The following is a 24,651-nucleotide window of genomic DNA, read 5'->3' as shown; positions in this document are numbered from 1 at the left end:
CTGGAAAAATTTGAGAATCAAATTCGTTGCTTTCCAAAGGTCCCTTGTTGGATGCAACAAATGGCCTTCTTAAATTGTCTGAATAATGACCAATTTTGAGAACCAAATGATACGATTAAACCTGCTTTCTAGATCTTTGCTTTTACTGTGCGTATTTTTATTGACGGCCTTTGTGGGTACCACTCAGGTAGTTGTTAATGAGTATTCCGCAGCAAACTTTGACGATGTCTTCTTCACGATCGGTTTCGAAGAAGAATATGATGACTGGGTTGAACTTCATAATCCCACAGCTGCAGCCATCGACATCTCTGGATATCACCTAAGTGACGATCCTGATGAGCCAGATAAGTGGGCCTTTCCCGCTGGAGCGAGCATCCCGGCCGGGGGACACCTACTCGTATTCTGCTCCAATCTCGATGGATTTGACTACGGCTATTACCACACTAATTATAAAATGAATCAAACCGCTGGCGAGTCAGTGGTTTTCTCGGATCCTGCCGGGGCAATTCTCGAATCTTACACATTTGATTTCACAAACCAGGGCAATCACTCGATGGGAAGAGTAACAGATGCTGGAAGCGAGTGGAAGATTTTCTCTAATACAACTCCCGGAGGTCCAAACGTTGGCGCAAGCTTTGACTCTTATGCAGAAGACCCCGATTTCGATATGTCTCCGGGATATCATCCGGCACCAATTGTAGTTGAGATGACTGCAGAACAAACAGAGTCGACAATTTATTACACCACTGATGGATCTACACCAACTGATGCATCGATCGAATACACGGGTCCTATTAACATTGACGAGACCACGGTTATCAGAGCAATTGCCTACCACCCTGACGCCAACATTCACCCAAGTTTTGTAGAGACCACCACGTTTTTTATCGGTGATGATTCTCATACTATGAAAGTATTGTCCATTGCCGGTGATGACATTGTGAATGGATGGTTTGAAGGTAGGGCCACCCTGGAAGTGTTTGATGAAAATGGTGAGCTGATAGACGAGGTAGACGGAGAAACAAACGAGCACGGAAACGATTCAAATGCTTATCCCCAAAGAGGATTCGACTACATCGCGCGCGATCAGGTGGGTATAGATGATGATATCGATAATCAACTATTCAATACTTCGGATAGAAGTTCTTTTCAGCGACTCATCGTAAAAGCAGCAGCTAGTGATAACTATCCTTTTGAAGCTGACGGTGCTTATAACTCAGCGCATATTCGCGATGCCTACGTACAGAGTTTGTCTCAGGTGGCAGGACTCGAATTGGACGAGCGTTCTTATGAACCGTGTATTACATACGTAAACGGTGAGTATTGGGGTGTTTATGAAATTCGCGAGAAGGTAGATGATATCGATTTCACGGACTATTATTACGATCAACCTGAAGGCTTTGTAGACTTCCTAAAGACCTGGGGAGGAACCTGGGAGGAATATGGATCGATTGACGATTGGGATGATCTTGAGAATTTCATTCTGTCCAATGACATGACAGTTGATGCCAATTATGACTATGTGGTTTCTCAATTTGAGACGCTTTCCCTAATCGATTACTTTATTCTCAATGGATATATCGTTTCGTCTGACTGGTTAAACTGGAATACCGGATGGTGGAAAGGAAATCACCCGGATGGTCAGGCTCAAAAATGGAGATATATCCTATGGGATATGGACGCCTGTTTTGATCACTATGTCAACTTCACAAGTATTCCGAATGAAGGACCCGATGCGGATCCTTGCGATCCGGAGTCTCTAGGAAACCCAGGAGGCCAGGGGCATGTGCCAATTTTCAATGCCTTAATGGAAAACGAAGATTTTTTCGCCCAGTACATCAACCGTTATGCAGATCTCTCGAATACTTATTTTAATTGTGAGTTCATGATCCAGCATCTGGATAGCCTTGTTGACGGTATTGATCCTGAGATGACTCGACATTGCGAAAGATGGGGAGGAAGTTATGCAGGATGGCAAGCCAACGTGCAGCTCATTAGAGACTTCATTCTTGCACGATGCGAAGACAATGTAGAACCAGGTGAAGAGCCAGGAGATGATGCTATCGTTTCTGGGTTGGAAGACTGTTACGATGTGGAAGCACACACTGTAACAGTGATTATTCAGGGAATTGGACAAGTAGAGGTCAATACAACGTCTTTCAATCAGGAAGAATCGCCATGGGGAGGATTCTACTTTGGTGGAATTCCCATTGATTTGAGCGCATTTTCCGATGTCGGATTGTTTCTAAACTGGGAGGTGCAAGAAGGTGATCTCACTTTTGCTGACCCAACTAATCCAGATCAAACGATTGAAATTACTGGAGATGTGACGATCATCGCCAATTTTGCAACTGATGTGGATCCTCAAATGGTAAGATTTGAAGCGATGCCTCCAGAAGGTGGTTCGGTTCAGCTAAACGGAAACTTGCTAGATCCACTTCCCCACGAAGAAGCACTTGAAGCAATTGTCAATCACGAACTGATAGCGACACCAAATGAATGGTTTGAGTTTGTGGAGTGGCAAACGCTCAATCACAACATGAATCCCGATGCGACAAATGATACAGCCTCATTTTTCCTAACAACTACCGACACGATCGTAGCGGTTTTCAACGAATTGGAGCACTACTCACTCACTGTTGACGTAGAACCGGCAGGGGTTGGAACCATTGAGTTGAATGGAACGGAGCTCGCAGGTTATCCATTTACAGATGAGTACGCTGGAGGAGAAGCTTTCAGTGCCACAGCCATCGAGGGTGGAGAGTGGGTAGAGTTTAGCCACTGGACCTTGAATAACAATCCTTTGGCACCAAGCGATATTTCTCCGAGTGTGAACTTTTCGCTGAATGCTACAGACACACTCGTTGCTCATTTCAATGAGATAGAGCACTTTCCACTAACCGTGCAGGTAGAGCCTATGATAGTTGGAGGTAAAGTATTCTACGATAATGAAGAAACCGTAGAGTCGGAGTACACAGAAGAAATTGAGTTAGGATCTACTCACACCTTCCGAGCGTTCGCAAACGATTATTACACCTTCAAGGGATGGCGAGTTGGAAATCATCAGGTGGAACCAAACGCTGAGGCAACAGATATCCATATTGAATTTAATCAGGCGGACACAGTTGTTGCAGTCTTTGAACAAGTGCCGTACGCGTTTTATGTGCCCAATTCCTTCACACCAAATGGAGATGGTCTCAATGACTACTTCAGGCCTGAAGGGCTTGCAGTGGAACCAGGAAGCTATAGAATGCAGGTGTTCAATCGATGGGGTGATAAAGTTTTTGAAACGAATGATATAACAGAAGGCTGGGACGGATCAGATGAAAGAGGGAATTATTACGTGAAGGACATGATCTATTTTTATAGAATTGAACTTAAGTCCGTACACGATACGGAAGAAAAAGAAATTACCGGACATATTTTGGTGGTCCGTTAGATTACAGTTAAGGAAAACAAAAAGCCGGATGTCATGCTGAACTTGTTTCAGAATCTATCCGGCTTTTTAGTTTGACTTTATTTTCTTAGAGGTCTGAGTCGTTCATTTTTTTCCGAAATGTAGTCGACTTAAAATACTGCATTCCGATAAAACTAATAATTGCACCACTAACTATTCCCTCAATGGCAACAGCAAAGGCTGCTGTGCCGGGAGTTACATCCTGAGTCCACATTTCTGAATTTTTCATGACTTCGATAAATGATGGATCGATCAGATAAATGTAAATCGACATGAAAATGACGAAACCAATAACAGCCACTACGGATGCGATAAATCCAACGCCCAGACCTGAAAAATAGCTGAAACTGTCTGCCTTATTTTTAAAATATGTGGATTGAGCCATCCAGACTCCACCTGCCATAATTATAAAGTTGAAAATGCGCAGGTAAAGATTATCCTCCAATCCTATGGCTTTCATAATTAAAAAGTAGGCAATTAAACCCACTAGAATTAAAAAACCGTATTTGAAAGAATGTTTTTGGGTGAGGTTCATAGCAAATTGATTATTTGTGTTCAAATAGATAATTGTTAGCTACCATGAAATGTTCAATTGAAGAGCTGATAGAGTAGCTTTCAAATTTTATGTCAACAATTTATAAGTTAGACCTATTAAATGTACTCAACCAAAACTTGAAATTATGAAGGCAATTTGGAACGGTCAGGTATTGGCCGAAAGCAACAATACTAAGGTAGTAGAAGGCAATCACTACTTTCCAATGGATTCTGTTAAAGATGACTACTTCGAGAAGTCAAATAAAACCACCCATTGCCCCTGGAAGGGAGATGCGTCATACTATTCAGTAAAAGTAGATGGTAAGAAAAACGAAGACGCGGCCTGGTACTATCCTGAACCTTATGAGAAAGCCACTCACATCAAAAATCATGTGGCTTTTTGGAAGGGCGTTGAAATAACTGAGTGATCATCAACGGTAATTGTGACTTAAAAAGTTCGTTATTCAGAAGTAATAAAATTAGGTAAGCCTAACTAACTGTTTTATCTTTGTCCAAAATCTGTTTATTGGACATGAAAAAATTGTGGTTTTTGCCCTTGTTTTTGGCTTTGGCCTGTAGCTCTCCGAATGTGAACGAGGAGAACTCCAGGAAATCGATTGTGTGTACGACCGGCATTATTGCAGATGTAGTGGACAACCTCATAGGCGATTCAGCGGACGTCATTGCTTTGATGGGGCCGGGAGTAGATCCTCATCTCTACAAGGCTTCCCAGGGAGATGTTAGCAAGTTGAGCAATGCCGATGTGATCATTTACAACGGATTGCACTTGGAAGGAAAAATGACTGACATCCTGGGAAAAATGGCTCAGTCTAGATCAGTTATTAAGATAAGTGACGGAGTTCCTGAAGACAAACTCTTGAGTTCGTCTGATTACCCCGGCACATATGACCCACACATTTGGTTCGATATTTCAATCTGGAATGAAGCTTCAGATTTTGTTGCAGAAAAGCTCGCACAGGAATTTCCAGAATGGAAAGAAATGATAGAGGCAAACAGCGCTCAATGGCACGAAGACCTAAATAAATTAGACGAGTGGTGTACCCGTGAAATATCTTCAATTCCAGACTCACAACGAGTTTTGGTGACTGCTCACGATGCTTTTAAATACTTTGGCCATCGCTACCAGATCGAAGTTCGAGGTTTGCAGGGAATTTCTACTGCGGCAGAGTACGGTCTGCGAGATATTTCAGAAATGGTCACCTTCATCACAAACCAAAAAATAAATGCAATTTTCATAGAAACCTCGGTGCCAAAACGCGCTGTTCAGGCAGTAGTTGAAGGATGCGCTGAACGTGGCCATGAGCTCAAAATTGGTGGCGAGCTCTTTTCCGATGCACTCGGTGAGGAAGATTCTTCGGCTGGAGATTATCAGGGAATGGTGCGGCATAATGTAGAAACGATTGTCGGCTCACTTAAAGGAACAGCGCAATGAAGGACGAGAAAGTACCGGCCATAGAGGTTCATAACCTCACTGCTAGCTACGACCGCAAGCCGGTTTTGTGGGATATTGATTTTACCTTGCCTCAGGGAAAGTTAATTGGTATTGTAGGGCCAAATGGCTCTGGAAAGACCACACTTCTCAAAAACCTGATGGGTCTTATGCAACCTGACAGCGGGTACGTTAAGATTTTTGACCAGCCACTGGACGATGTCCGGGAGCGGGTCAGTTACGTTCCCCAGCGCGAATCGGTCGATTGGGATTTTCCAGCAAGTGCCATGGACATTGCGCTCATGGGACGCTACCGCAAGTCCAATCTTCTTAAGCGCGTTTCCAAAAAGGACCGGCAGATTGCCAAAGAAGCACTCGAGCAAGTGAATATGCTCAAGTTTGCTGACCGGCAGATTAGCCAACTAAGCGGTGGTCAGCAGCAGCGACTTTTCATAGCCAGGTCTCTGGCACAACAGGCCGACCTTTACCTGATGGATGAACCCTTTGTTGGTGTTGATGCTTCAACGGAAGAGTCAATTTTAAATCTCTTGAGAGGCATGAAGGACAAAGGCAAAACAGTAGTTATTGTCCACCACGATCTACAAACAGCCTACGAATATTTCGACTGGATAATATTGCTGAACACTCGGTTGGTAGCATCAGGTGAGAAACACACTGTTTTTACCTCAGAGCTGCTGCAAGAAGCCTATGGAGGTCGACTGACGGTGCTTTCGAAAATTGGTGACTTAATGAAAAAGCAGCAGTTTCCCGCGAGAGAAAAAGAGTTTAAGGAGAAAGAATGATTTGGGAAATGTTCTTCGAGTTTTTGAGTTTTTCTGACCCAAACGTCAGACTTGTCACCTTTGGAACTATTTTTCTTGGGATGGCCAGTGCTGTGGTAGGCTCATTCGCTTTTCTGCGAAAGCGAGCTCTGGTGGGTGATGCCATTGCTCACTCTATTTTGCCCGGTGTAGCGCTGGCTTTTGTTTTTACTGGTTCTAAGAATCCATACTACCTGTTGCTGGGAGCTTTGCTTTCTGGATGGGTTTCAATTTATTTGATTGAGCTCATTGTAGATCGATCCAAGATCAAGGCAGACACCGCCATTGCAATCGTGCTAAGTGTCTTTTTTGGCGTTGGCATATTTCTATTGACAATTATCCAGCATTCCGGAGCTGGCAATCAATCGGGGCTCGACCAGTTTCTATTTGGCCAGGCTGCTTCTATGCGAGCCAGAGATGTGTGGGCCTACGTGATTGTTGGGGCCGTGCTACTGGTTGTGACCATCATGTTTTTCAAGTCTTTCAAGCTGCTGAGTTTCAATCCAGATTTTGCTGCCACCAGTGGTTTGCCAGTTCGGTTTTTGAGGTTCATGTTAAACACGCTCACGGTGCTTGCCATTGCTGTTGGGATACAATCTGTTGGAGTGGTGCTCATGGCTGCCTTGTTGATTACACCTTCGGCTGTGGCCAGAAGTTGGACCAACCGGTTATCGACCATGATACTTCTGGCGGCTTTTGTGGGAGCTGTTTCCGGACTCTTTGGATCCTTCGTTTCTTATGCTTCACCATCTATGCCCACAGGTCCGTGGATTGTTGTGGTGCTTTCAGTTTTGGCCCTGCTGAGTTTGGTGTTTGCACCAGAGACCGGCATAGTAGCACGGTGGCATCGTCAGCGCAAAAACCGTAAAAAGGTACTTCGCGAGAACCTCCTCAAGGCTTTTTATCACATTGGTGAGCGAGCAGGCGAGTTCTCAAAACTGGTGGCATTGAGTGACCTTCAGGATACACGTGATTTCATATCGCAGGAATTGTCTAGCGGATTGCGACAACTCGAGAAGCGTTATTTAATCATTCCCGATGGCGATAGGTGGAAGCTGAGCGAAGAGGGGTTGAGACAAGGCAAGCGAGTAGTTAGACTTCACCGAATCTGGGAAATGTATCTCACCGAAAGAATGCGACTCAAAGAAGATCACATACACCCCAATGCCGAAACCATCGAGCATATTATCACTCCTGATATCGAAGAGCAGCTTCTCGAAGAACTCGGTTATCCGGAAGTCGACCCACACGAAAGCGAAATACCTTACGAAAAAATAAAACTCAGAAACTGATGGAAGCAATTTTCATAATCGCTACCGGTGCTGTAATTGCCGCTTCTTGTGGCTTGTTGGGTTCATTTTTAGTGTTGCGAAAAATGGCCATGATGGGCGATGCCATATCGCACGCAGTCCTACCGGGAATCGTCATCGCTTTTTTAGTTTCGGGTAGTCGTGATAATATTCCAATGTTGATTGGAGCTTCAACTGTAGGAGTTTTGGTAACTGTGCTTATTGGCCTACTCCATAAAAAAGCCGGCCTGAATGAAGATGCCTCAATTGGTGTTTCGTTTACCTTTCTCTTTGCTATAGGAGTTATTCTGGTGAGCTATTTTGCAGATCAGGTAGATCTCGATCAGGATTGCGTTCTCTACGGTGAAATTGCCTACGTTCCTCTAGACCTCTTGCAATTGGGAGAAACGAATTTGGGACCTCGCGCCCTATGGATCGCCTCAGGTTTATTGCTGGCGATTCTCATTTTTTTGTGGAAAGGCTATAAAGGCCTTTACATTACAACCTTCAATCCTGACTTTGCCGGTTCTTTGGGGATTTCAACAATGTTTTGGCACTATGCACTAATGTCCCTGGTTTCCATAACTACTGTCATCTCTTTCGAATCTGTAGGAGCTATTTTGGTTGTTGCACTTCTTGTAGTTCCCCCGGCTACTGCATTTCTTATAACCAATAAACTGAAGTCAATGCTCATTCTAACAGTGGTCATTGGAATAATCAGCGCGATAGGTGGTTATTACATTGCACTGTGGTGGGATGGTTCAGTCTCTGGTGGAATGACCATTGTCAGCGGAGTTCTCTTCACACTGGCTTTTTTAAGAAGTTTGATGAAGCCGAAAGTTGCGGCTATTGAATAGAAAATCAATAGTTTAGAAAAGCTGTTTCGCAATGGTCCGAATCTTGTAATTTTGTCGATCAATTCGATTGACCAATCTATGAGATGAGACTTTTACCCGTTTACATATTAGCCCTGGTTCTGACAGCCTGCAATGCTTCAAAACAGCTTGTTGGAGATGCCCGCGAATATGAAAAAGCGGGAATGGAAGAGCAGGCATTTCAAAAGTACAGAGAAGCCTACGTGGCGGATCCGGGCAATGTAAATGCCCACGTTGGCCTCAAGCAGTCCGCAGAGAAAATTTTGCTAGACAGGCTTGGCAAGGCAAGAGCAGCTGCCACCAGTGGTGATTTTGAACAGGCCCAGGAATATTGGGAAAGGGCTGTTTACCTCATAGAAATAGCAGAGCGCTACAAGGTCAATCTAACAATTCCACTTGCTTACCAAAATTTTGAATCAGAGGTTAAATCTAACTGGATAACTCGACTGGAAGAAGAAGCTTATCAGCTTTTGCTGGATGAAAATTATGAATTGGCTGAGAAGAAAATCGCAGAACTCAAAAAGCTGGACCCCACCAACAAGCAGGCAGAATATTTAGGCCTGCTCTCTGAAATCTATCCAAAATATCGTCAGGGAGTTAAAGCTTACGAATTGGGGCTTTTTCGCGATGCTTACGAGTTTTTTGATGAGGTTGTAAACCTCGATGCCGACTTCAAGGATGCCCTTGTGATGAGAAATGATTGCCTCGAGAAGGAGCAGTTTACTTTAGCTTACATCCCCGTACATCATGAGGGTGTGCAAACAGCCTTTGAATTGTCGCTGGCTGCCAGTTTGAAACAAGCGATTTTGGACCTTGATGATCCGTTTCTCGTTTTGCTCAACAGAGACAACATGCAGCAACTACTTGAGGAGCAGCAGAAAAGCATGAATGCCACATTTAGCGAAGACCAGGCGATAGAAGCGGGTAACCTGATTGGGGCACAGTATATTATCACTGGTGAAATAGTGAATTTCAAAAATGAAATTTCACCTAAAAGAGTTCAAACTAAAAAAGGCTATGCCGGTAGCAATCGATTGAGTAATAAGATTACCTATGAAGAAGTTCGTCAGCAGCTTGAGGTAAATATTCAATTTCGATTCGAAGTGATGAACGTAGAAACCGGTCAGGTTTATCTCGCAGATAACATCAGTTACACTTTTAAAGACGAGGTTCGCTATGCGGAATACGATGGCAATTACCTTGAGGTATATGCAGGTGAGTGGAAGCTCCCTGTGTTAATAACTCCAATGGACGAGATTTACAATTCTCCTCAAGAAAAACACGAACTCGAAAAACTTTTTGAGGCGAGAAGGCAGTTGCCATCAAGTTCGGAAATGGAGCAGCGAGCGCTATTTAAAATTGCCAACGGGTTGAAAGAGAGATTGAAGGGTTTTAGGCCTTAGGTAAGGATAGTAAAAGCATTATTTGTTTTACATTTAACATGTAATTTAGTTGAAGAAGTTGAGCACTTTTCCAACCTACCATGAGATAACACATGAGGACTATAACCAAACTAATTGTATCATTCATTGCCTTTCTGGCATTTCTTCCGACTTACGCTCAAGAACCTGCTGAACTTTCTGCTGATAGCCTTCTGCAGTTATCCAAGGGCAAGATTTACAACGATCCAGATTTGGCAGCAGAATATGCGAAGTTAGCTGTCAAAAAGGCCAGAGCAACAGATTCTGCTTCAACGGAAACACTGGGGCTCATATATCTCGGAGTTATTTCTGAAATCCAGGCGGATTATGACGCAGGATTTGAGTACCTGAATCGGGCCAGAGAGATTGCCCGGGAGAACAACTTAAATGATAGGGAAGGTCTGGCACTGATCAATCTGGGTAACATTCACTTTAGGTTGAAGAACTTCGATTTTTCCATCCGTTACTTTTTAGATGCCAATCACCTGTTTCGGTTGAGTGGAAACGACAGGTACACTGCCGCGGTACTCAACAACCTGGCTATTTTGTATGAAGAGTATAAGGAATACGACAAGGCACTTACCTACCTGGACTCAGCAGAAGTTCTCTTCAAAAACCTCGGCAAGGATGTGGATCTCACTCGAATAATGGAAGCGAGAGCACGTGTTTTCACTTTCACCGATCAGCCTGAAAAAGCCATCCCTCTGCTTGATTCGATTATGTCTGTGAATCTAAAGGATAGCTCCAGCTATGACCTGTCTCTCAATTACTTCAATTACGGACGAGCACAACTCGCAATAGGTGATACATCAAAGGCTATAGAAAACTTCGAAATGGCATTAGACCATTTTGAGGAAATGGGAATGCTGAGAGAAATTGGAGAGACCAACATTGAAATTGGAAGTATTCTTTCCGAAAGAGGAGAAAACCAAAGAGCACTCAAATATGTGCAGGCGGGTATCGAAAAGTTTAAAGAGACTAATGATATTAAGAGGTTGCAACATGCGTTCAATGTACAGGGCGAAATTCAAATTGCTCTGGGATTGAAAGATGATGCACTTCAAAGCTATGAGCTGGCCAATCAATGGGATGATACACTTAGTGAGCAGAACTTTGAGCAAATGAAGGACCGCCTTCAAATTACCCAAAATTCTATTCGACAGCGAGAAGAACTTTTCGAAACACAGGTCGCTAACAGAGTTTTAGAGGAAAAAGCTGAGAGTAGAACAAACTGGCTTACAATTATTTCGATACTGCTTGCAGTTTCTTTAATTCTTGGAGTGTGGCTTTTTAATAGCCTTAGGCAAAAGCAGAAGTACCTAAGTACTTTAAAATCTCTGAATGAAAAGATTGCTCATCAAAACGAGGAGCTTGAGGAGCTGAATGAGGTCAAGAACAGAATGTTCTCCATTATCGGGCACGATCTGAGGAGTCCACTGGCATCGCTTCACGGTTCACTTCAGTTGATCAACGCAGGAAAAATGACTGAAGAGGAGAAGAGCATGATGCTCACTTCCCTGAGTGAAGCAGTGACCCACACGCGTGTAACTATCGATAATTTATTTCACTGGGCGAGGGAAGAGATGAACGGAGCTTCGATGAAGAAAAAAGTATTCGACCTCAGTGACGTTATAGAGGACACTTTACCTCTATACGACTACATGATGAAGCAAAAAGGAATTCATTTCAACCATTCTTGCGAAGAGTCATTGCCTGTTTTTGCCGATCGCGATCAACTGAGGTTTGTTCTACGAAATTTGGTTCACAACGCTTTCAAGTTCACACCTCATGGTGGCTCTGTAGAAGTCACTTGCTCAAAAAGTGAGAAAGGCAGCGACACTGTGGTAGAGGTTCGCGATACCGGAGTAGGGATACCCAAAAGGAATCTCGAAGCTTTGCAGTCAGGAGTGGATCTGCTGAGTTCACGAGGGACTCAGAAAGAAATTGGATCTGGATTGGGGTTAAAGATGAGCTTTTTGTTCATGGAGCAAAATGATGGTAATCTGGAAGTAGAGTCTTCCGAAGGTAGCGGCACTGTGTTTAGGATTGTTCTCCCAGCAGCGAGCGAAGCTAAGTCTTAAGTTTCTTATAGATTTCCATCACCTGAGGAATGAGCATTTTCTCACCGGAGTTGTCTATTACAAAGTCGGCAAACTCTCTTCGTTCCTTGTCGGTCATCTGTCGGGAAATTCGTTTTCTCACGTCTTCTTCAGTAACTCCATTTCGCTTTATCACTCTGGAAATTCGCACATCTTCCGGAGCTTCTACAGTGATGATTTTATCGCAATCGCGGTAGCTTCCACTTTCAATGAGTATGGCCGCTTCTCTAATCACAAACGAGGCATTCTGTTTTTCTATCCATTTTTTGAAATCTTGCGCAACAGCTGGATGCACCAGTGAATTGAGCAGCTCCAGTTTCTCCTGGTTGTCAAAAACAATCTTTGAGAGAACCTGTGGCTGGAGTTCACCATCTTTGTAAACATCCCCTCCAAAGTGTTTGATGACTTTAGACTTGAGTTCCTCGCTTTCGGTGTAAAGTGCTTTGGCCCGATCATCGGCATTGTAGACAGGAATACCAAGTGATTGAAAGACTTTACACACAACAGTCTTTCCACTTCCAATTCCACCTGTAACTCCAATTATTCTCATGACCTAAAATTGTAAAATATATTCGATGTGAGTCATCTGTGGATAACATTTTTACTGCAATCACTTCAAAGCACCTTTAGCATTTGTTTTCTTTGCAGCAAACAATTTAGAAATCATGAGTCACCTGATTGCGCCTTCCATGTTGGCATGCGACTTCGCCAACCTTCAATCCGAAATTGAAATGATCAATGAAAGTAAAGCTGACTGGTTTCACATCGATGTAATGGATGGGCATTTTGTGCCGAATATTTCTTTTGGAATGCCAGTGATGAAGTCCATGAAAGAGCACACCAAAAAACCAATGGATGTGCATTTGATGATTTCTGATCCAGATCGCTACATTCAGGATTTTAAGGACGCAGGAGCCGATATTCTAACTGTCCACTACGAAGCTTGCAATCACCTTCACCGCTCCATTCAAGCGATAAAAGCTGCTGGAATGCAAGCAGGTGTTTCGCTCAATCCGCATACTCCCGTATCTCTGCTTCGCGATGTTATTGCTGATCTCGATCTTGTTTTGATCATGTCGGTGAACCCAGGTTTTGGTGGGCAAAAGTTTATCGGAAGAACTTACCAAAAGGTGAGCGAGCTTAAGGAACTCATTCGCGAAGAAAAGTCTTCGGCTCAGATTGAAGTGGATGGTGGAGTAAACGCGGACAACGCACCAAAGCTTGTTGCTGCCGGTGCGGACGTGCTGGTTGCCGGAAGTTTCGTGTTCAAATCTGACGATCCGCTCAAAACCATTTCCGACCTCAAAAAGGCGTAACTAAATCTCAATTGGGTTTCGATTAAAAACAGAATATTATCGATGAATGTAACCAGTTCAAAGATAATTCGTATATTTGCACCGTTTTAATGGTGTCCACCCTATACTGTTAAACATCCGATAACCTAATTTTTTGACATGCTAGATAAGTACTCTTTGCCAACAGGGTGGGCACTTCCTGTAGGACACATACGTCCTGATTCAATCGCTTTCACCTTTTTTCTCGCACTTTTATTCTTTACTCCCTTTTTTGTTTCTGCATCTCCTAATGCAGCAGAAAATGGCGATGATCCTCAGGTAATTGAGGTCTGTGAAATTCTCGGTTACCAAACCGAAAACTCTCGGTCTTTTGTGATTCCGGAGTTTGGCCAGTTTAAGGCCAGTGGTCCTGGTTTAACTTTGACCCGCTTTGACGACAACACTGCGATCATCTCCGGTACAATGGAGAAAGTGAACCAGCAGTGGAAAAAATTCGAAGTTGAATTGCACTTTGCTGGTGCTTTCAATTACTCTGAGTGGATTGACCTGGGCTATCAAGCTAAGGGAGCTAACCTTGGTGATGAAACGAGCTGGATTTTTTATGAGCTTGACGAGAACCAGGACAATCAGCTGGTTGGACAGGGTGGTCTTAGTGGTGAGATACTAAATGTCTACAATGCAGATCCAAACTACGGTTTGCAGATTGGGCAGGGAGCTAACGACAAAGACAGTGATTTTGGTTTCTCTTGGTGGTTCAATTACCCAAACTCTCAAGGGCACGGAGACATTAATGCCGACATCACTTGCGAATGCCCTGAAAATGGAATCAATTTTAACGGGGTTCCACAAGACCTTGTACTCAATTGTGGAGATGAACTTCCAGTACCTTCTGCAGTAACAGCAGTAAATGATGCAGGAGAGTCGTTGGAAATTGAGTTTTCAGAATTTGCTTCAGAAACTGGAGCCGAAGAAGTTTGCGATTTGGAAAATGGTGATCAACACGCCATTTGGTTTAGTGATGATGACGTGGTTGGAAATAATCTCAATCAACGATTCGATTTTGTAGAAAACGGAACTTTTGAGCAATTCCCGGATGGGACAGCCAGACTCACAGGAACTGTTGAAAACAGAAATGACTATGACGCTCGTTTTTCATTCACAGTTTGGCTAAAAGATGCCAGCACTTATGAAGAGTGGACGAGCATTCCGAATGCAGCTAGCCCAACAGGTTTTCGTCAGCCAAAGCTCGATGCCGGTACTTCAGTGGACATCGATGATCAGTATCTCGACTGGACCTACTACGAAATTGACGAATCCAAGAACAACGAATTTGTTGGAGAAGGAGACCTTGCTGGATACAACGGGACCATCACTCACCGCCCTTCGAACCTCCGCTGGGGAGTTCAGGTGGGAGATCGCGCCAGTCTTCAGAGTCTCGGTCATGGAATTTCTTTCTGGTTCGATGTTGAAGGTACCAACTATCACGGTGACTTCAACATGAGCATCACCGACTGTGAAGAGCAAGACGAAGAGTTTGATTGCACTGATGATTACACTATTGTGCGCACCTGGACAGCAACTGACAACTGCGGAAACATGAGCTCTGTTGCTCAAACGATAGAAATAAACGGTGATAACGAAGCTCCTACTTTGGATCAAAGTCAAATTGATTTTGCCGATTGTGACATTGATCTAAGTCAGGTTGAAGCAGCTGTATCTGATAATTGTGATGAAAACCCGGAGGTTTCAGTTGAGATTATTTCTGTTTCGAACGGTTCTGGCGGATCTTCAGATGACTGCCAGTTTAGAACTCAAACTCCAGGAGGTTGGGGGGCACCGCCAAACGGCAACAATCCCGGAGCTTATCTTCACGCCAACTTCGAAGAGACTTTTCCAAATGGAGTGACTATTGGTTGCGACAACAGTTTTACTTTTACCACAGCTCAGTCGATTACCAGCTTTCTACCCAGTGGAGGGCAGCCGTCACCACTTCCTGCTGGAAACCAGGTGAACCCAGCAAACTACGGAAATAGCTTTGCCGGTCACGTGCTCTCCCTTTCAATTAGTGTAGGGTTTGACAATGCCATTGCTAATTTTGGCGATGCCCAGGGGAATCTCTCCGATGCGATTGTTTCTGGAGGTCCTCTTTCTGGAATGACCGTGGGCGAAGTACTTGCTGAAGCAAATGCAGTAATTGGCGGATGCGACTCTGACTTTAGTCTTTCAGACCTTCACGAAACTGTTACATCAATCAATGAAAACTACGTTGATGGAGATCAGGACAACGGTTATGTTTCTTGTGAATACGGAGGAAACGAGTGTGTTTTTGTTTACGAAATTGAAGTGGTTGCCGTTGACGACTGTGGAAACGAATTGAATGAAATTTTCACTTTCGAGGTAGAAGACAACACTACGCCTGAGCTGAGCGAGACGCCAGCAGATCTCACACTTGAGTGTGGTGAGGAAATTCCAACTTATGAGATCACAGCTTCGGACAACTGCGATGAATCAGTGGAGGTAGGGTTTGAAGAAGCAATCGAAGAATTGGACTGCGGATCAACAATCACCCGCACCTGGACTGTAACAGACGATTGTGGGAACTCAACAACTCACACGCAAACGATCACGATCGAAGACAACGAAGCTCCGGTATTGGTTGGCGTTCCAGAAAATCAAACTGGACTTTGCGATGCGACTTTTGAAGCGGCTGAGGTAACAGCAACCGACTACTGCGATGAAAACGTTGAGGTTTCTGTAGAAGAAACAACAAATGGTGAAGGATGTGACTACATCATCACGTTCACCTACACTGCAACGGACGACTGTGGAAACACAGCTACCGATTCTTACAGCATTTCTGTGGAAGACAACGAAGCACCAGTGTTGAGCGAAACGCCAGCGGACCTAACGATTGAGTGCGATGAAGAAATCCCATCTTACGAAATCACGGCCACGGACAACTGCAATGAATCAGTAGAAGTGACGTTTGAAGAATCAACTCAAGCTCTCGACTGCGGATCAATGATCACCCGCACGTGGACTGCTACAGACGACTGTGGGAACTCAGTTGAGCACACACAAACTATCACAATCGAAGACAACGAAAATCCAGTTTTTGTTGGAGTTCCACAGGACCTTTCGATAAACTGTGACGAGGAAATACCAGCTCACGAGGTGAGTGCAACTGACAACTGCGATGCAGATGTTTCAATCACTTTCAACGAAGTGATTTCAGAAGGTTGCCCTTACACAATCACCCGCACTTGGACCGCTGCAGACAATTGTGGCAACAGCGTTTCTCAATCGCAAGTGATCACGGTGATCGATGAAGAAGCTCCAGTACTCGTAGGTGTTCCCGAAGATATTTCAGGTGATTGCGGTGGGGCCCCTGAAGTTGCCGATGTTTCTGCTACGGACAACTGCGATGACAACGTACAGGTAGTCTTTAGTGAAGAAGTGATCGGTGAAGTTTGCCCGTTAACGATTGTTAGAACCTGGACTGCCACCGACAACTGTGGTAATTCGGTTTCTGCAAGTCAAACAATTGAAATTGATGACGAAACTGCACCGCAAATCGAGGGTGTTCCTCAAAACGAAACGGTACAGTGTGATGCAGTGCCGGCTGTTCCGCAGGTTACTGTTTCAGATAACTGCGATGCTAATCCGGCACTAGAATACACGGAAGAAATTATTCCTCACGAGCCGATGATGGAAGGCGCTGAGCCTTGCGGTTACACAATCGTTCGCACCTGGTTGGCAACCGATGTTTGTGGCAACACGACAACTGTTCAGCAAGAAATTGAAGTAGAAGACACTGTTGCTCCTGAGTTAGTTGGTGTGCCGGAAAACACAACAGTAGAGTGTGGTGAAATTCCCGAGCCTGTGGAAGTAATGGCAGTTGACAACTGCTACGAAGGTGAAATGGAGGTACTTTTCACCGAAGAAGTGATTGGTGCGGAATGCGGATACCAGATCGTTCGCACCTGGACAGTGGAAGACAACTGCTGGAATTATGCATCACAATCGCAGGTGATCACAGTTGAAGATAATACTGCACCAATACTGGTTGGGGTGCCTCAAAACGAAACAATTGAATGTGATGAAGAGATTGCCGAAGCGCAAGTTGCTGCAACTGACAATTGTGATGAAGACGTTGCTGTTTCGATGGATTCTGAAACTGAGTACCTTGCTTGTGGTTACATTTTGATCAGAACATGGACCGCTACAGACAATTGCGGAAATTCATCTTCAGCGACTCAAGTCACAACGGTAATAGATGAAGAAGCTCCAGTTTTAGCCGGAGTTCCTCAAGATGCAACAGTAGCTTGTGATCAGGTGCCTGCTGCAGCGGAAGTATCTGCAGAAGACAATTGCTCTGCGAATGTAGAAGTGGTTTTTTCAGAAGAAATCAGCGAGGGATGTCCTTACACCATCACACGTACGTGGACTGCCACTGACGATTGTGACAACAGCGTTTCTCAGTCTCAAGTGATCACTGTGATTGATGAAGAAGCTCCGGTGTTGAATGGAGTGCCCACAGACACAACAGTTGAGTGCGATCAGATCCCTGCGGTAGCTGATGTTACTGCTTTAGATAATTGTACCGAAACTGTTGAAGTCTCTTTCTCAGAATCATTCGATCCTGCGGATTGCGGCTACGTAATCGTCAGAACATGGTCAGCTGAAGATCTTTGCGGAAATGAAGTGATAGAAACTCAAACGATCACAGTTGTTGACTCAACGAATCCTACAATCGTGTCGCAACCGGAAGATCTAACTCTTGAATGTGCTGAGGGACTTCCAGCTGACACGCCCGTGTTTACTGACAACTGTGACGAAGAGCTGGAAGTGGCGTACAGCGAAATTGTGGCTGAGCTAGATTGTGGCCAGGAAGTCATTCAAACCTGGACAGCCATCGACAACTGTGGAAACGAAACATCTGTTTCGAGAGCGGTGACTTTCATCGACACCACGGCTCCGGTTTTCGTGAACGTACCAGAAGATGCCTCTTTCGAATGCACGCAAGTTCCAAATGCTCCAGAGCTGGAGGTTGAAGACAATTGCGATCATGAAGTTGAGGTGACCTTTGAAGAGTCTGTTGAAGAGCTGGATTGTGGATTTATTATCACCAGAGTTTGGACAGCTATGGATGACTGTGGAAACCAAACGTCAGTTTCTCAAACTGTGACTGCCATTGATGAAACAGCACCTGTAGTTCTTTCAGTTCCAGAAGATGCAACGGTAGAGTGCGATGAGGAAGTTCCAAACAGCACACCGGAATTCACAGACAATTGCACTGAAGATCTTTCAATCGAAACCACTTCATCAATCGAACAGCTCGATTGTGGTTATCTTATCAATAAGGTATGGACTGCGACAGATGAATGTGGAAACACAACTACTGTTGAACAACAGATCACTGTGATTGACACGACAGCTCCAGAAGTGATTTCTGCACCAGCTGATATAACAATTGAATGCGATGAAGCTGAACCAACAGATGAGCCAGTCTTTACCGATAATTGCGATGAGGAATTGGAAGTCGTAGCTGCGAGTTCAATTTCAGAACTAGAGTGCGGTTACCAAATTGAAAAAACGTGGACCGCGACAGACAACTGCGGAAACGAAACTACAGTTTCTCAGTTGATCACAGTGATTGACGAGACTGCTCCAACCTTGATTGGAGTTCCAGAAAATGCAACTGTGGAGTGCGAACAGGTTCCTGCTGCTGCAGAAGTAACCGCGAATGACAATTGTGATGATCAGATAGAAGTGACCTTTACTGAGTCTATTGAAGAGTTAGAATGCGGATACATAATTAACAGAACATGGTCTGCGTCTGATGATTGCGGAAACATTGTCGAAGCAACTCAGATAATCACCGTTGAAGACAACACTAATCCTGAATTGGTGGGAGTTCCTGAAAACGTAACTGTTGAGTGTGACGCAATTCCCGAAGTGGCCTTAGTTGCGGCTCAGGACAACTGTGATGAAAACCTGACTGTGAATGTGACAGAATCCATCGAAGAGCAGGAGTGTGGATACCTTTTGATTCGTACATGGGCCGTTCATGATGATTGTGGAAATTCGAATTCTGCAACTCAGGTAATTACTGTTGAGGATACGACAGCTCCGGTAATCACTTCTTCACCTGAAGATCTAAATGTAGAGTGTTCTGCAGTTCCAGGATTTGGTCAAATCGAAGTGGAAGACAACTGCGATGAAAACCTGACCATCGAAACTTCAGAATCTCAGGTTTCTGTCGAATGTGGATACGAATTGACGAGAACCTGGACTGTGACGGATGACTGTGGAAACACTGCAGTGGCGACACAAACGATACTTGTAGCTGATACTACAGAGCCTGAAATCATTGGCATTCCTGAAGACGTGACGATTGAATGTGGAGAGGAGCTTCCTGAAACACCTGAAGTTGAGTTTATCGACAACTGCGATCCGAATCCGATTTACTGGATTACTGAAGAAGTAGAGCTGCTCGATTGCGGTTATCAGGTAATTCGAATTTTCCGCGCTGTCGATGAGTGCGCTAATGAAAATATCCAAACCTGGGTGATCACTGTGACTGATCAGACGGCACCTGTCTTTGGTGAAATTCCAGCTGACACCACAGTACAGTGCGGAATTGATGGACCAATTCCAACAGTTACTGCAACTGATGTGTGTGATGACGAGGTAGAGATTCAGTACAGCGAAGAGGTGAGTGACGGGTGTCCTTATACCATCACTAGAACCTGGACAGCGATTGACGATTGCGGTAATTCTTCTGTTGCCACTCAAGTGATAACCGTGGAAGACAACGAAGCGCCTACTTTCGTGAACATTGAACCACTCGTGAATGTCGAGTGCGATGAAATAGGAGATTTTACGGTTGAAGCAATAGATAATTGTGGTGAAGTTGAAATCGGAATTCAATCGGAATTGGTGTTCTCTGGTGGATGCCTGGGCACGATCGAGCGAGTATGGATTGCGACTGATCAGTGTGGAAACAGCACAACCTATTTGCAGTTGATCCACATCGAAGACACCACAGCGCCTGAAATCTTCAACGCTCCAGAAGATGTAACAATTGATTGCGGAGATGAAATCCCGGCTGTCGCACAAGACGTTTTTGCAGAAGACAATTGCAACGATGTAGAAGTCATTTTTGACGAGGAAGTAAGTGGTGAGTTCTGTCCTTATACCATCACAAGAACCTGGACAGCGATTGATGATTGCGGAAACATGACTCAGACAGAGCAGGTGATCACTGTAGATGTTGATGTTCCGGAGCAACAAGTCGACATCCTGGCTTATCCGAATCCGTTTAACAACAAGTTTACAGTTACTTTCAGCATACCACGTGATGCGCAAGTGAAAGCTTCGATCCACGACATGACAGGGAAGAAAATGATGGACCTTTATGATGGAAAGGCGAATGCGTGGACGCTTTATGAATTCAATAAAACTTCTAATTGGGACAGCGGAACTTACATTTTGCACCTGGTTGTGGACGGAGAAGTTCACCATCACAAGCTGATTGTCAATAATCAGTAGGTGTAGTTTTTAGGGTGATGTTTAACTTAAAAGCGCCTCTCCAGACCTCTGGAAAGGCGCTTTTTTATTCTGCAAAACCGCGGTTTTATTGGTTCCCGAAGTTTCGTTTAATCTTTGAAATAATTCGATGAACAACAAAAAAAACTCGATGAATGTGGTGATAGTTTAGATATTATTTATATTTGCATCTCTGCACGTCTAACATAGCTTTATACTTTTTTATTAACCGTAACCGAATTACTAATCAACCTCTTAGAGTTATGAAGGACAATTACCTCTATGATCTAGGTGCGTCTAATCGCATCCTTAGCAAAATCACTCTCTTGCCTTTAGTGCTTTTTGCATTTTTCATCACAAGTTTCACCAATATTAATGCCCTTTCAACGGTATCTACTGATGAAACTTGCAATGCGCATTTCGATCACGTCAACCTAGGTAGCGATGCTACTTGCGGTGCTTGTGATGGCGTTCTCATTGTTGATCCAAACTACAATGCGACAGGAACTTTCGTAGTTCATTATACTTTCGAAGGAGATGTTTACACAGTTGGACCCTTCGATGAGTCTGGTGACATTGAGATTACCGGTTTGTGTCCAGGTCTCTACGAAGACATTACCATAGAAGGTGTTTACACTGGCTGTGATGATATCTGGGATACGGACGTTTTAATTGGTGTACCAGCCGGTTGCAATGAGGATCCTTGTATTAACTCAAACCTTTCTGTGAGCATTGATGCCGGGCCGGAAGTGTGCGAAGGTGAAGAGGTTACTCTCACTGCAAGTGTTTCTGGAAATGAGGATTGTGCGGAATGTTGTACTCGGGAAGTGTTCAATACTGATCATTGCAACAGCAATAACTTTTACAGTATTTGGCTAAATAACGGGGGAACTCCAACACATTTCGAAGCGTCAGAGTTGAGCTGGACCGAGTGTCCTAATGGAACTGCTCATTTCACTGCTACAGCGAGTAATGGTCACGATAATATTGAGGTTGATATAACTTTTTCAGGAGGAACTTCGACTACCCCTTCAGGAAGTCCAAAGAATAATGATTGTGTATCTATTGACGATAGCGACTGGTACTACTACACTGAGATGAGTGGTACAATTGTTACAGATAATCACGGTACACTTTACCTTTCAAGAAGAGGCCCTGCAATGCAGGTAGGTCTAAATGCCAATGCCACAGGTGTTGGTTTTGGTGGTTCGGGATGGTTCAATATCGCTGGTGGTGATGGATATTACTCTGAAGGTGATGTCAACATTATGCTTTCACCAGAATGCGTTGCCCAGGACAATCCGGAAGAACCTTACGGTTTGCTTTGGTCGACAGGAGAGACTACGGAGTCTATTGTAGTTACACAGCCAGGAAACTATTCTGTGACTGTGACAAACTGCAATAGTTGCGAAGCTTCTGCAGACATCGATGTCGCATTCACAGAAATTCCAGAAGTTACGGTTAACTCGACAAACTCTGACTGCCTCGAAGACGGTGGTTCAATCACATTCTCATTCCCTGATCATCCAAACAGAACTCACATTGAGTTTTCACTCGATGGAGGAAATTCATGGCCATCCGAATATAAGGTGGAAGATAACAGCGGGTCCTTCTCTGTTACGGGTCTTTCTATTGGAGCTTATGATCTTTACGTGAGATGGGGAAATGACGATTGTCCTATCGATTTGCCAGATGTGACTATTGAAAACACTGGATGTGCAACACCACCAGTAGGCACGCCACTCGAAGATCTTGAAGTATCGTGTGGTGAAGAAATTCCTTTCAATGAGCCAACCTTTACTTCAGAGTGTTACGAAGAATTAAATGTGGTATTTGAGGAAGTAACCATTGGCCCAGATGGAGTAGAAGAAATTTGTGATCTCCAAAATGGAGATCAGCATGCTATCTGGTTTAATGACGATGACGTTGTTGGAGCAAACCTGAATCAAAATTTTGATTTCGTTCAGGACGGAACTTTCGAGCAATTTGCTAATGGAACGGCCAAGTTGACCGGAACAGTGGAGAATCGAAACAATCCAAATGCACGTTTCTCATTCACTGTATGGTTGACAAATGAGAGTACTTATTCAGAATGGACCAGTATTCCGAATGCGTCCAGTCCTACTGGATTCCGTGAGCCAAAGTTAGATGCTGGCACCACTGTAAACATTACCGATGAGTACCTCGATTGGACCTACTATGAAATTGACGAGTCTAAAAACAACGAATTTATTGGTGAGGGTGACCTGGCCGGATATTCAGGTACAATAAGCCACCGACCTTCTAACCTTCGCTGGGGTGTTCAGGTTGGTGATCGCGCTAGTCTCCAAAGTGTGGGACACGGAATTTCGTTTTGGTTTGATGTAGATGGCTCGAGCTACCACGGAGACTTTAACATGGGAATGGCAAATTGCCAAAACCAGGAACAGGAATTCGATTGCGCTGATGATTACACAATTGTTCGCACATGGACAGCAACTGACGAGTGTGGCAACAGCACTAGTATCACTCAAAATATTGAAGTAAACGGAGATGATGAAGCACCAATGGTTGACTGCGAACTTCTGGAGATAGAAGCCTGTGGAGTTGATCCATCATCAATTGAAGGTGCAATCACAGATAATTGTGACGAGTCTCCAACTGTTACAGTTGTAATCAACTCAGAAGGAATTGCTGGTGACGTTTGTCAGTACAGAACTCAAACCCCTGGAGGCTGGGGAGCTTCTCCAAGTGGAAACAATCCTGGAGCATATCTTCACGCCAATTTTAATTCTACCTTCCCTAACGGAATCACAATTGGATGTGACAACAGTTTCACATTTACAACGGCTCAGTCTATCACCGACTTTTTGCCAAGTGGTGGTTCACCGTCTCCTCTTCCAGTTGGAAACCAGGTGAACCCAACGAATTACGGAAACAGTTTTGCGGGACATGTTCTCGCACTTTCTATCAGTGTTGGGTTTGACAGTGCAGTTCCGAGCTTCGGAGCGTCTGGAGGAAACCTTTCAGACCTCGTTATTGGTAGTGGGCCATTGGCAGGAATGACAGCTGGTGAAGTACTAGCCGAAGCAAATGCAGTAATTGGTGGATGTGCATCTCCTTACAGTCTTGGTGACCTTCACGAAACGATCACCGCAATCAACGAAAACTTTGTTGATGGAATCATGGACAACGGATATTTTATCTGTGATGAAAGCATTTGTGCTTACCTCACAGAGGTGCACATTATTGCTGAAGACGATTGTGGAAACGTACTCGATCACGTTTGCAATTTCTACGTAGTGGACGAAGAAGGACCTGTCTTTACAGGAGTTCCTGAAGACCAAACTGTAGAATGCTATGACGATATTACGCCAGCTGTAGTAACTGCAACAGACCTTTGCAGTGGCGAAGCAGAAGTTACTGTCGAGGAAATTATTGAAGGTGAAGAATGTAATCAGACAATCACTTATGTCTATACGGCTATGGATGATTGTGAAAATATTTCAACCGCCTCTTACACAATTACTGTTCAGGACAATGAAGCGCCAGTTCTTATTGGAATTCCAGAAGATCAGGCAGGAGTTTGCGATGAGATTTACGAACCAGCTGTAGTTACAGCGACTGACAATTGTGACGATGATGTTGCGGTTTCAGTTGAGACTTCTCAGGAAGGTGAAGGCTGTGAGTACACCATTACTTATACGTATACTGCAATAGACGATTGCGGAAACATGGCAACGGATTCTTACAGCATCTCGGTTAGCGATGATGAAGCCCCTGTCTTCACATCAGTACCAGCAGCGCTGACACTGGAGTGTGACGCAGAGATCCCAGCCACAACAGCAGAAGCAGTAGACAACTGCGACAGCTCAGTGGT

General features: G+C 44.2%; 13 protein-coding genes. 11 read left to right on the top strand and 2 right to left on the bottom strand.

Annotation, left to right across the window (positions count from 1 at the left end; all coding sequences use genetic code 11):
* Nucleotides 1-106: 106 nt before the first annotated feature.
* Nucleotides 107-3,439 (top strand): CotH kinase family protein, encoded by a 3,333-nt coding sequence (locus ABHV44_RS03875; RefSeq protein WP_459073342.1) that lies wholly within the window; start codon nt 107-109, stop codon nt 3,437-3,439.
* Between the two features lie 85 nt (nt 3,440-3,524).
* On the opposite strand, the gene ABHV44_RS03870 is transcribed toward ABHV44_RS03875, so the two are convergent.
* The gene (locus tag ABHV44_RS03870; protein ID WP_459073341.1) at nt 3,525-3,992 is read right to left on the bottom strand and encodes a DUF4199 domain-containing protein; all 468 of its coding nucleotides are present in this window, start codon (nt 3,990-3,992) and stop codon (nt 3,525-3,527) included.
* A gap of 145 nt (nt 3,993-4,137) precedes the next feature.
* Between ABHV44_RS03870 and ABHV44_RS03865 the strand changes: the two genes are divergently transcribed.
* The 7 genes from ABHV44_RS03865 to ABHV44_RS03835 all read left to right on the top strand — a co-directional run bounded on the left by ABHV44_RS03865 (nt 4,138) and on the right by ABHV44_RS03835 (nt 11,928).
* Nucleotides 4,138-4,419 carry a DUF427 domain-containing protein gene (locus ABHV44_RS03865; RefSeq protein ID WP_459073340.1) on the top strand — a complete coding sequence of 94 codons (282 nt, stop codon included), beginning with the start codon at nt 4,138-4,140 and terminating at the stop codon, nt 4,417-4,419.
* A gap of 104 nt (nt 4,420-4,523) precedes the next feature.
* Entirely contained in the window at nt 4,524-5,444 is a 921-nt protein-coding gene (locus ABHV44_RS03860) for a metal ABC transporter solute-binding protein, Zn/Mn family (RefSeq protein ID WP_459073339.1), read from the top strand.
* A complete protein-coding gene (locus tag ABHV44_RS03855; RefSeq protein WP_459073338.1) occupies nt 5,441-6,244 on the top strand; it encodes a metal ABC transporter ATP-binding protein in 804 nt (267 codons plus the stop codon). Before ABHV44_RS03860 ends, ABHV44_RS03855 begins: the two co-directional genes overlap by 4 nt.
* On the top strand, nt 6,241-7,554 hold the full coding sequence (locus tag ABHV44_RS03850) for a metal ABC transporter permease (RefSeq protein WP_459073337.1): 1,314 nt from the start codon (nt 6,241-6,243) through the stop codon (nt 7,552-7,554). The genes ABHV44_RS03855 and ABHV44_RS03850 overlap by 4 nt, the downstream gene beginning before the upstream one ends.
* Nucleotides 7,554-8,408, top strand: coding sequence for a metal ABC transporter permease (locus ABHV44_RS03845; RefSeq protein ID WP_459073336.1), 855 nt, complete (start codon nt 7,554-7,556; stop codon nt 8,406-8,408). Before ABHV44_RS03850 ends, ABHV44_RS03845 begins: the two co-directional genes overlap by 1 nt.
* Nucleotides 8,409-8,491: 83 nt before the next feature.
* Nucleotides 8,492-9,829 carry a CsgG/HfaB family protein gene (locus ABHV44_RS03840; protein ID WP_459073335.1) on the top strand — a complete coding sequence of 446 codons (1,338 nt, stop codon included), beginning with the start codon at nt 8,492-8,494 and terminating at the stop codon, nt 9,827-9,829.
* Nucleotides 9,830-9,921: 92 nt separating this feature from the next.
* Nucleotides 9,922-11,928, top strand: a complete 2,007-nt coding sequence (locus ABHV44_RS03835) for an ATP-binding protein (RefSeq protein ID WP_459073334.1) — start codon at nt 9,922-9,924, stop codon at nt 11,926-11,928.
* On the opposite strand, the gene coaE is transcribed toward ABHV44_RS03835, so the two are convergent.
* Nucleotides 11,918-12,496, bottom strand: a complete 579-nt coding sequence (gene coaE, locus ABHV44_RS03830) for a dephospho-CoA kinase (RefSeq protein ID WP_459073333.1) — start codon at nt 12,494-12,496, stop codon at nt 11,918-11,920. The two genes, ABHV44_RS03835 and coaE, sit on opposite strands and share 11 nt — an antisense overlap.
* Nucleotides 12,497-12,611: 115 nt before the next feature.
* On the opposite strand from coaE, the gene rpe reads away from it, so the two are divergent.
* The 3 genes from rpe to ABHV44_RS03815 all read left to right on the top strand — a co-directional run.
* A complete protein-coding gene (rpe, locus tag ABHV44_RS03825; protein ID WP_459073332.1) occupies nt 12,612-13,262 on the top strand; it encodes a ribulose-phosphate 3-epimerase in 651 nt (216 codons plus the stop codon).
* A 138-nt stretch (nt 13,263-13,400) separates the two neighbouring features.
* Entirely contained in the window at nt 13,401-20,795 is a 7,395-nt protein-coding gene (locus tag ABHV44_RS03820; protein ID WP_459073331.1) for an HYR-like domain-containing protein, read from the top strand.
* A gap of 260 nt (nt 20,796-21,055) precedes the next feature.
* Nucleotides 21,056-24,651: HYR-like domain-containing protein (locus tag ABHV44_RS03815; protein WP_459073330.1), on the top strand; the 3,596-nt coding region annotated here is incomplete at its 3' end.

Source organism: Halocola ammonii, assembly GCF_049334165.1.
GTDB lineage: Bacteria > Bacteroidota > Bacteroidia > Flavobacteriales_D > Sanyastnellaceae > JBEGHD01.
Note: the sequence above shows the minus strand (reverse complement) of the source record. Positions and strands in the feature narration are given on the sequence as shown.

What these genes read in the sequence shown, in the direction of transcription:
- ABHV44_RS03875 (WP_459073342.1), top strand. Translation starts at nt 107, where the DNA reads ATGATACGATTAAACCTGCTTTCTAGATCTTTGCTTTTACTGTGCGTA.
- ABHV44_RS03870 (WP_459073341.1), bottom strand. Translation starts at nt 3,992, where the DNA reads ATGAACCTCACCCAAAAACATTCTTTCAAATACGGTTTTTTAATTCTA.
- ABHV44_RS03865 (WP_459073340.1), top strand. Translation starts at nt 4,138, where the DNA reads ATGAAGGCAATTTGGAACGGTCAGGTATTGGCCGAAAGCAACAATACT.
- ABHV44_RS03860 (WP_459073339.1), top strand. Translation starts at nt 4,524, where the DNA reads ATGAAAAAATTGTGGTTTTTGCCCTTGTTTTTGGCTTTGGCCTGTAGC.
- ABHV44_RS03855 (WP_459073338.1), top strand. Translation starts at nt 5,441, where the DNA reads ATGAAGGACGAGAAAGTACCGGCCATAGAGGTTCATAACCTCACTGCT.
- ABHV44_RS03850 (WP_459073337.1), top strand. Translation starts at nt 6,241, where the DNA reads ATGATTTGGGAAATGTTCTTCGAGTTTTTGAGTTTTTCTGACCCAAAC.
- ABHV44_RS03845 (WP_459073336.1), top strand. Translation starts at nt 7,554, where the DNA reads ATGGAAGCAATTTTCATAATCGCTACCGGTGCTGTAATTGCCGCTTCT.
- ABHV44_RS03840 (WP_459073335.1), top strand. Translation starts at nt 8,492, where the DNA reads ATGAGACTTTTACCCGTTTACATATTAGCCCTGGTTCTGACAGCCTGC.
- ABHV44_RS03835 (WP_459073334.1), top strand. Translation starts at nt 9,922, where the DNA reads ATGAGGACTATAACCAAACTAATTGTATCATTCATTGCCTTTCTGGCA.
- coaE (WP_459073333.1), bottom strand. Translation starts at nt 12,496, where the DNA reads ATGAGAATAATTGGAGTTACAGGTGGAATTGGAAGTGGAAAGACTGTT.
- rpe (WP_459073332.1), top strand. Translation starts at nt 12,612, where the DNA reads ATGAGTCACCTGATTGCGCCTTCCATGTTGGCATGCGACTTCGCCAAC.
- ABHV44_RS03820 (WP_459073331.1), top strand. Translation starts at nt 13,401, where the DNA reads ATGCTAGATAAGTACTCTTTGCCAACAGGGTGGGCACTTCCTGTAGGA.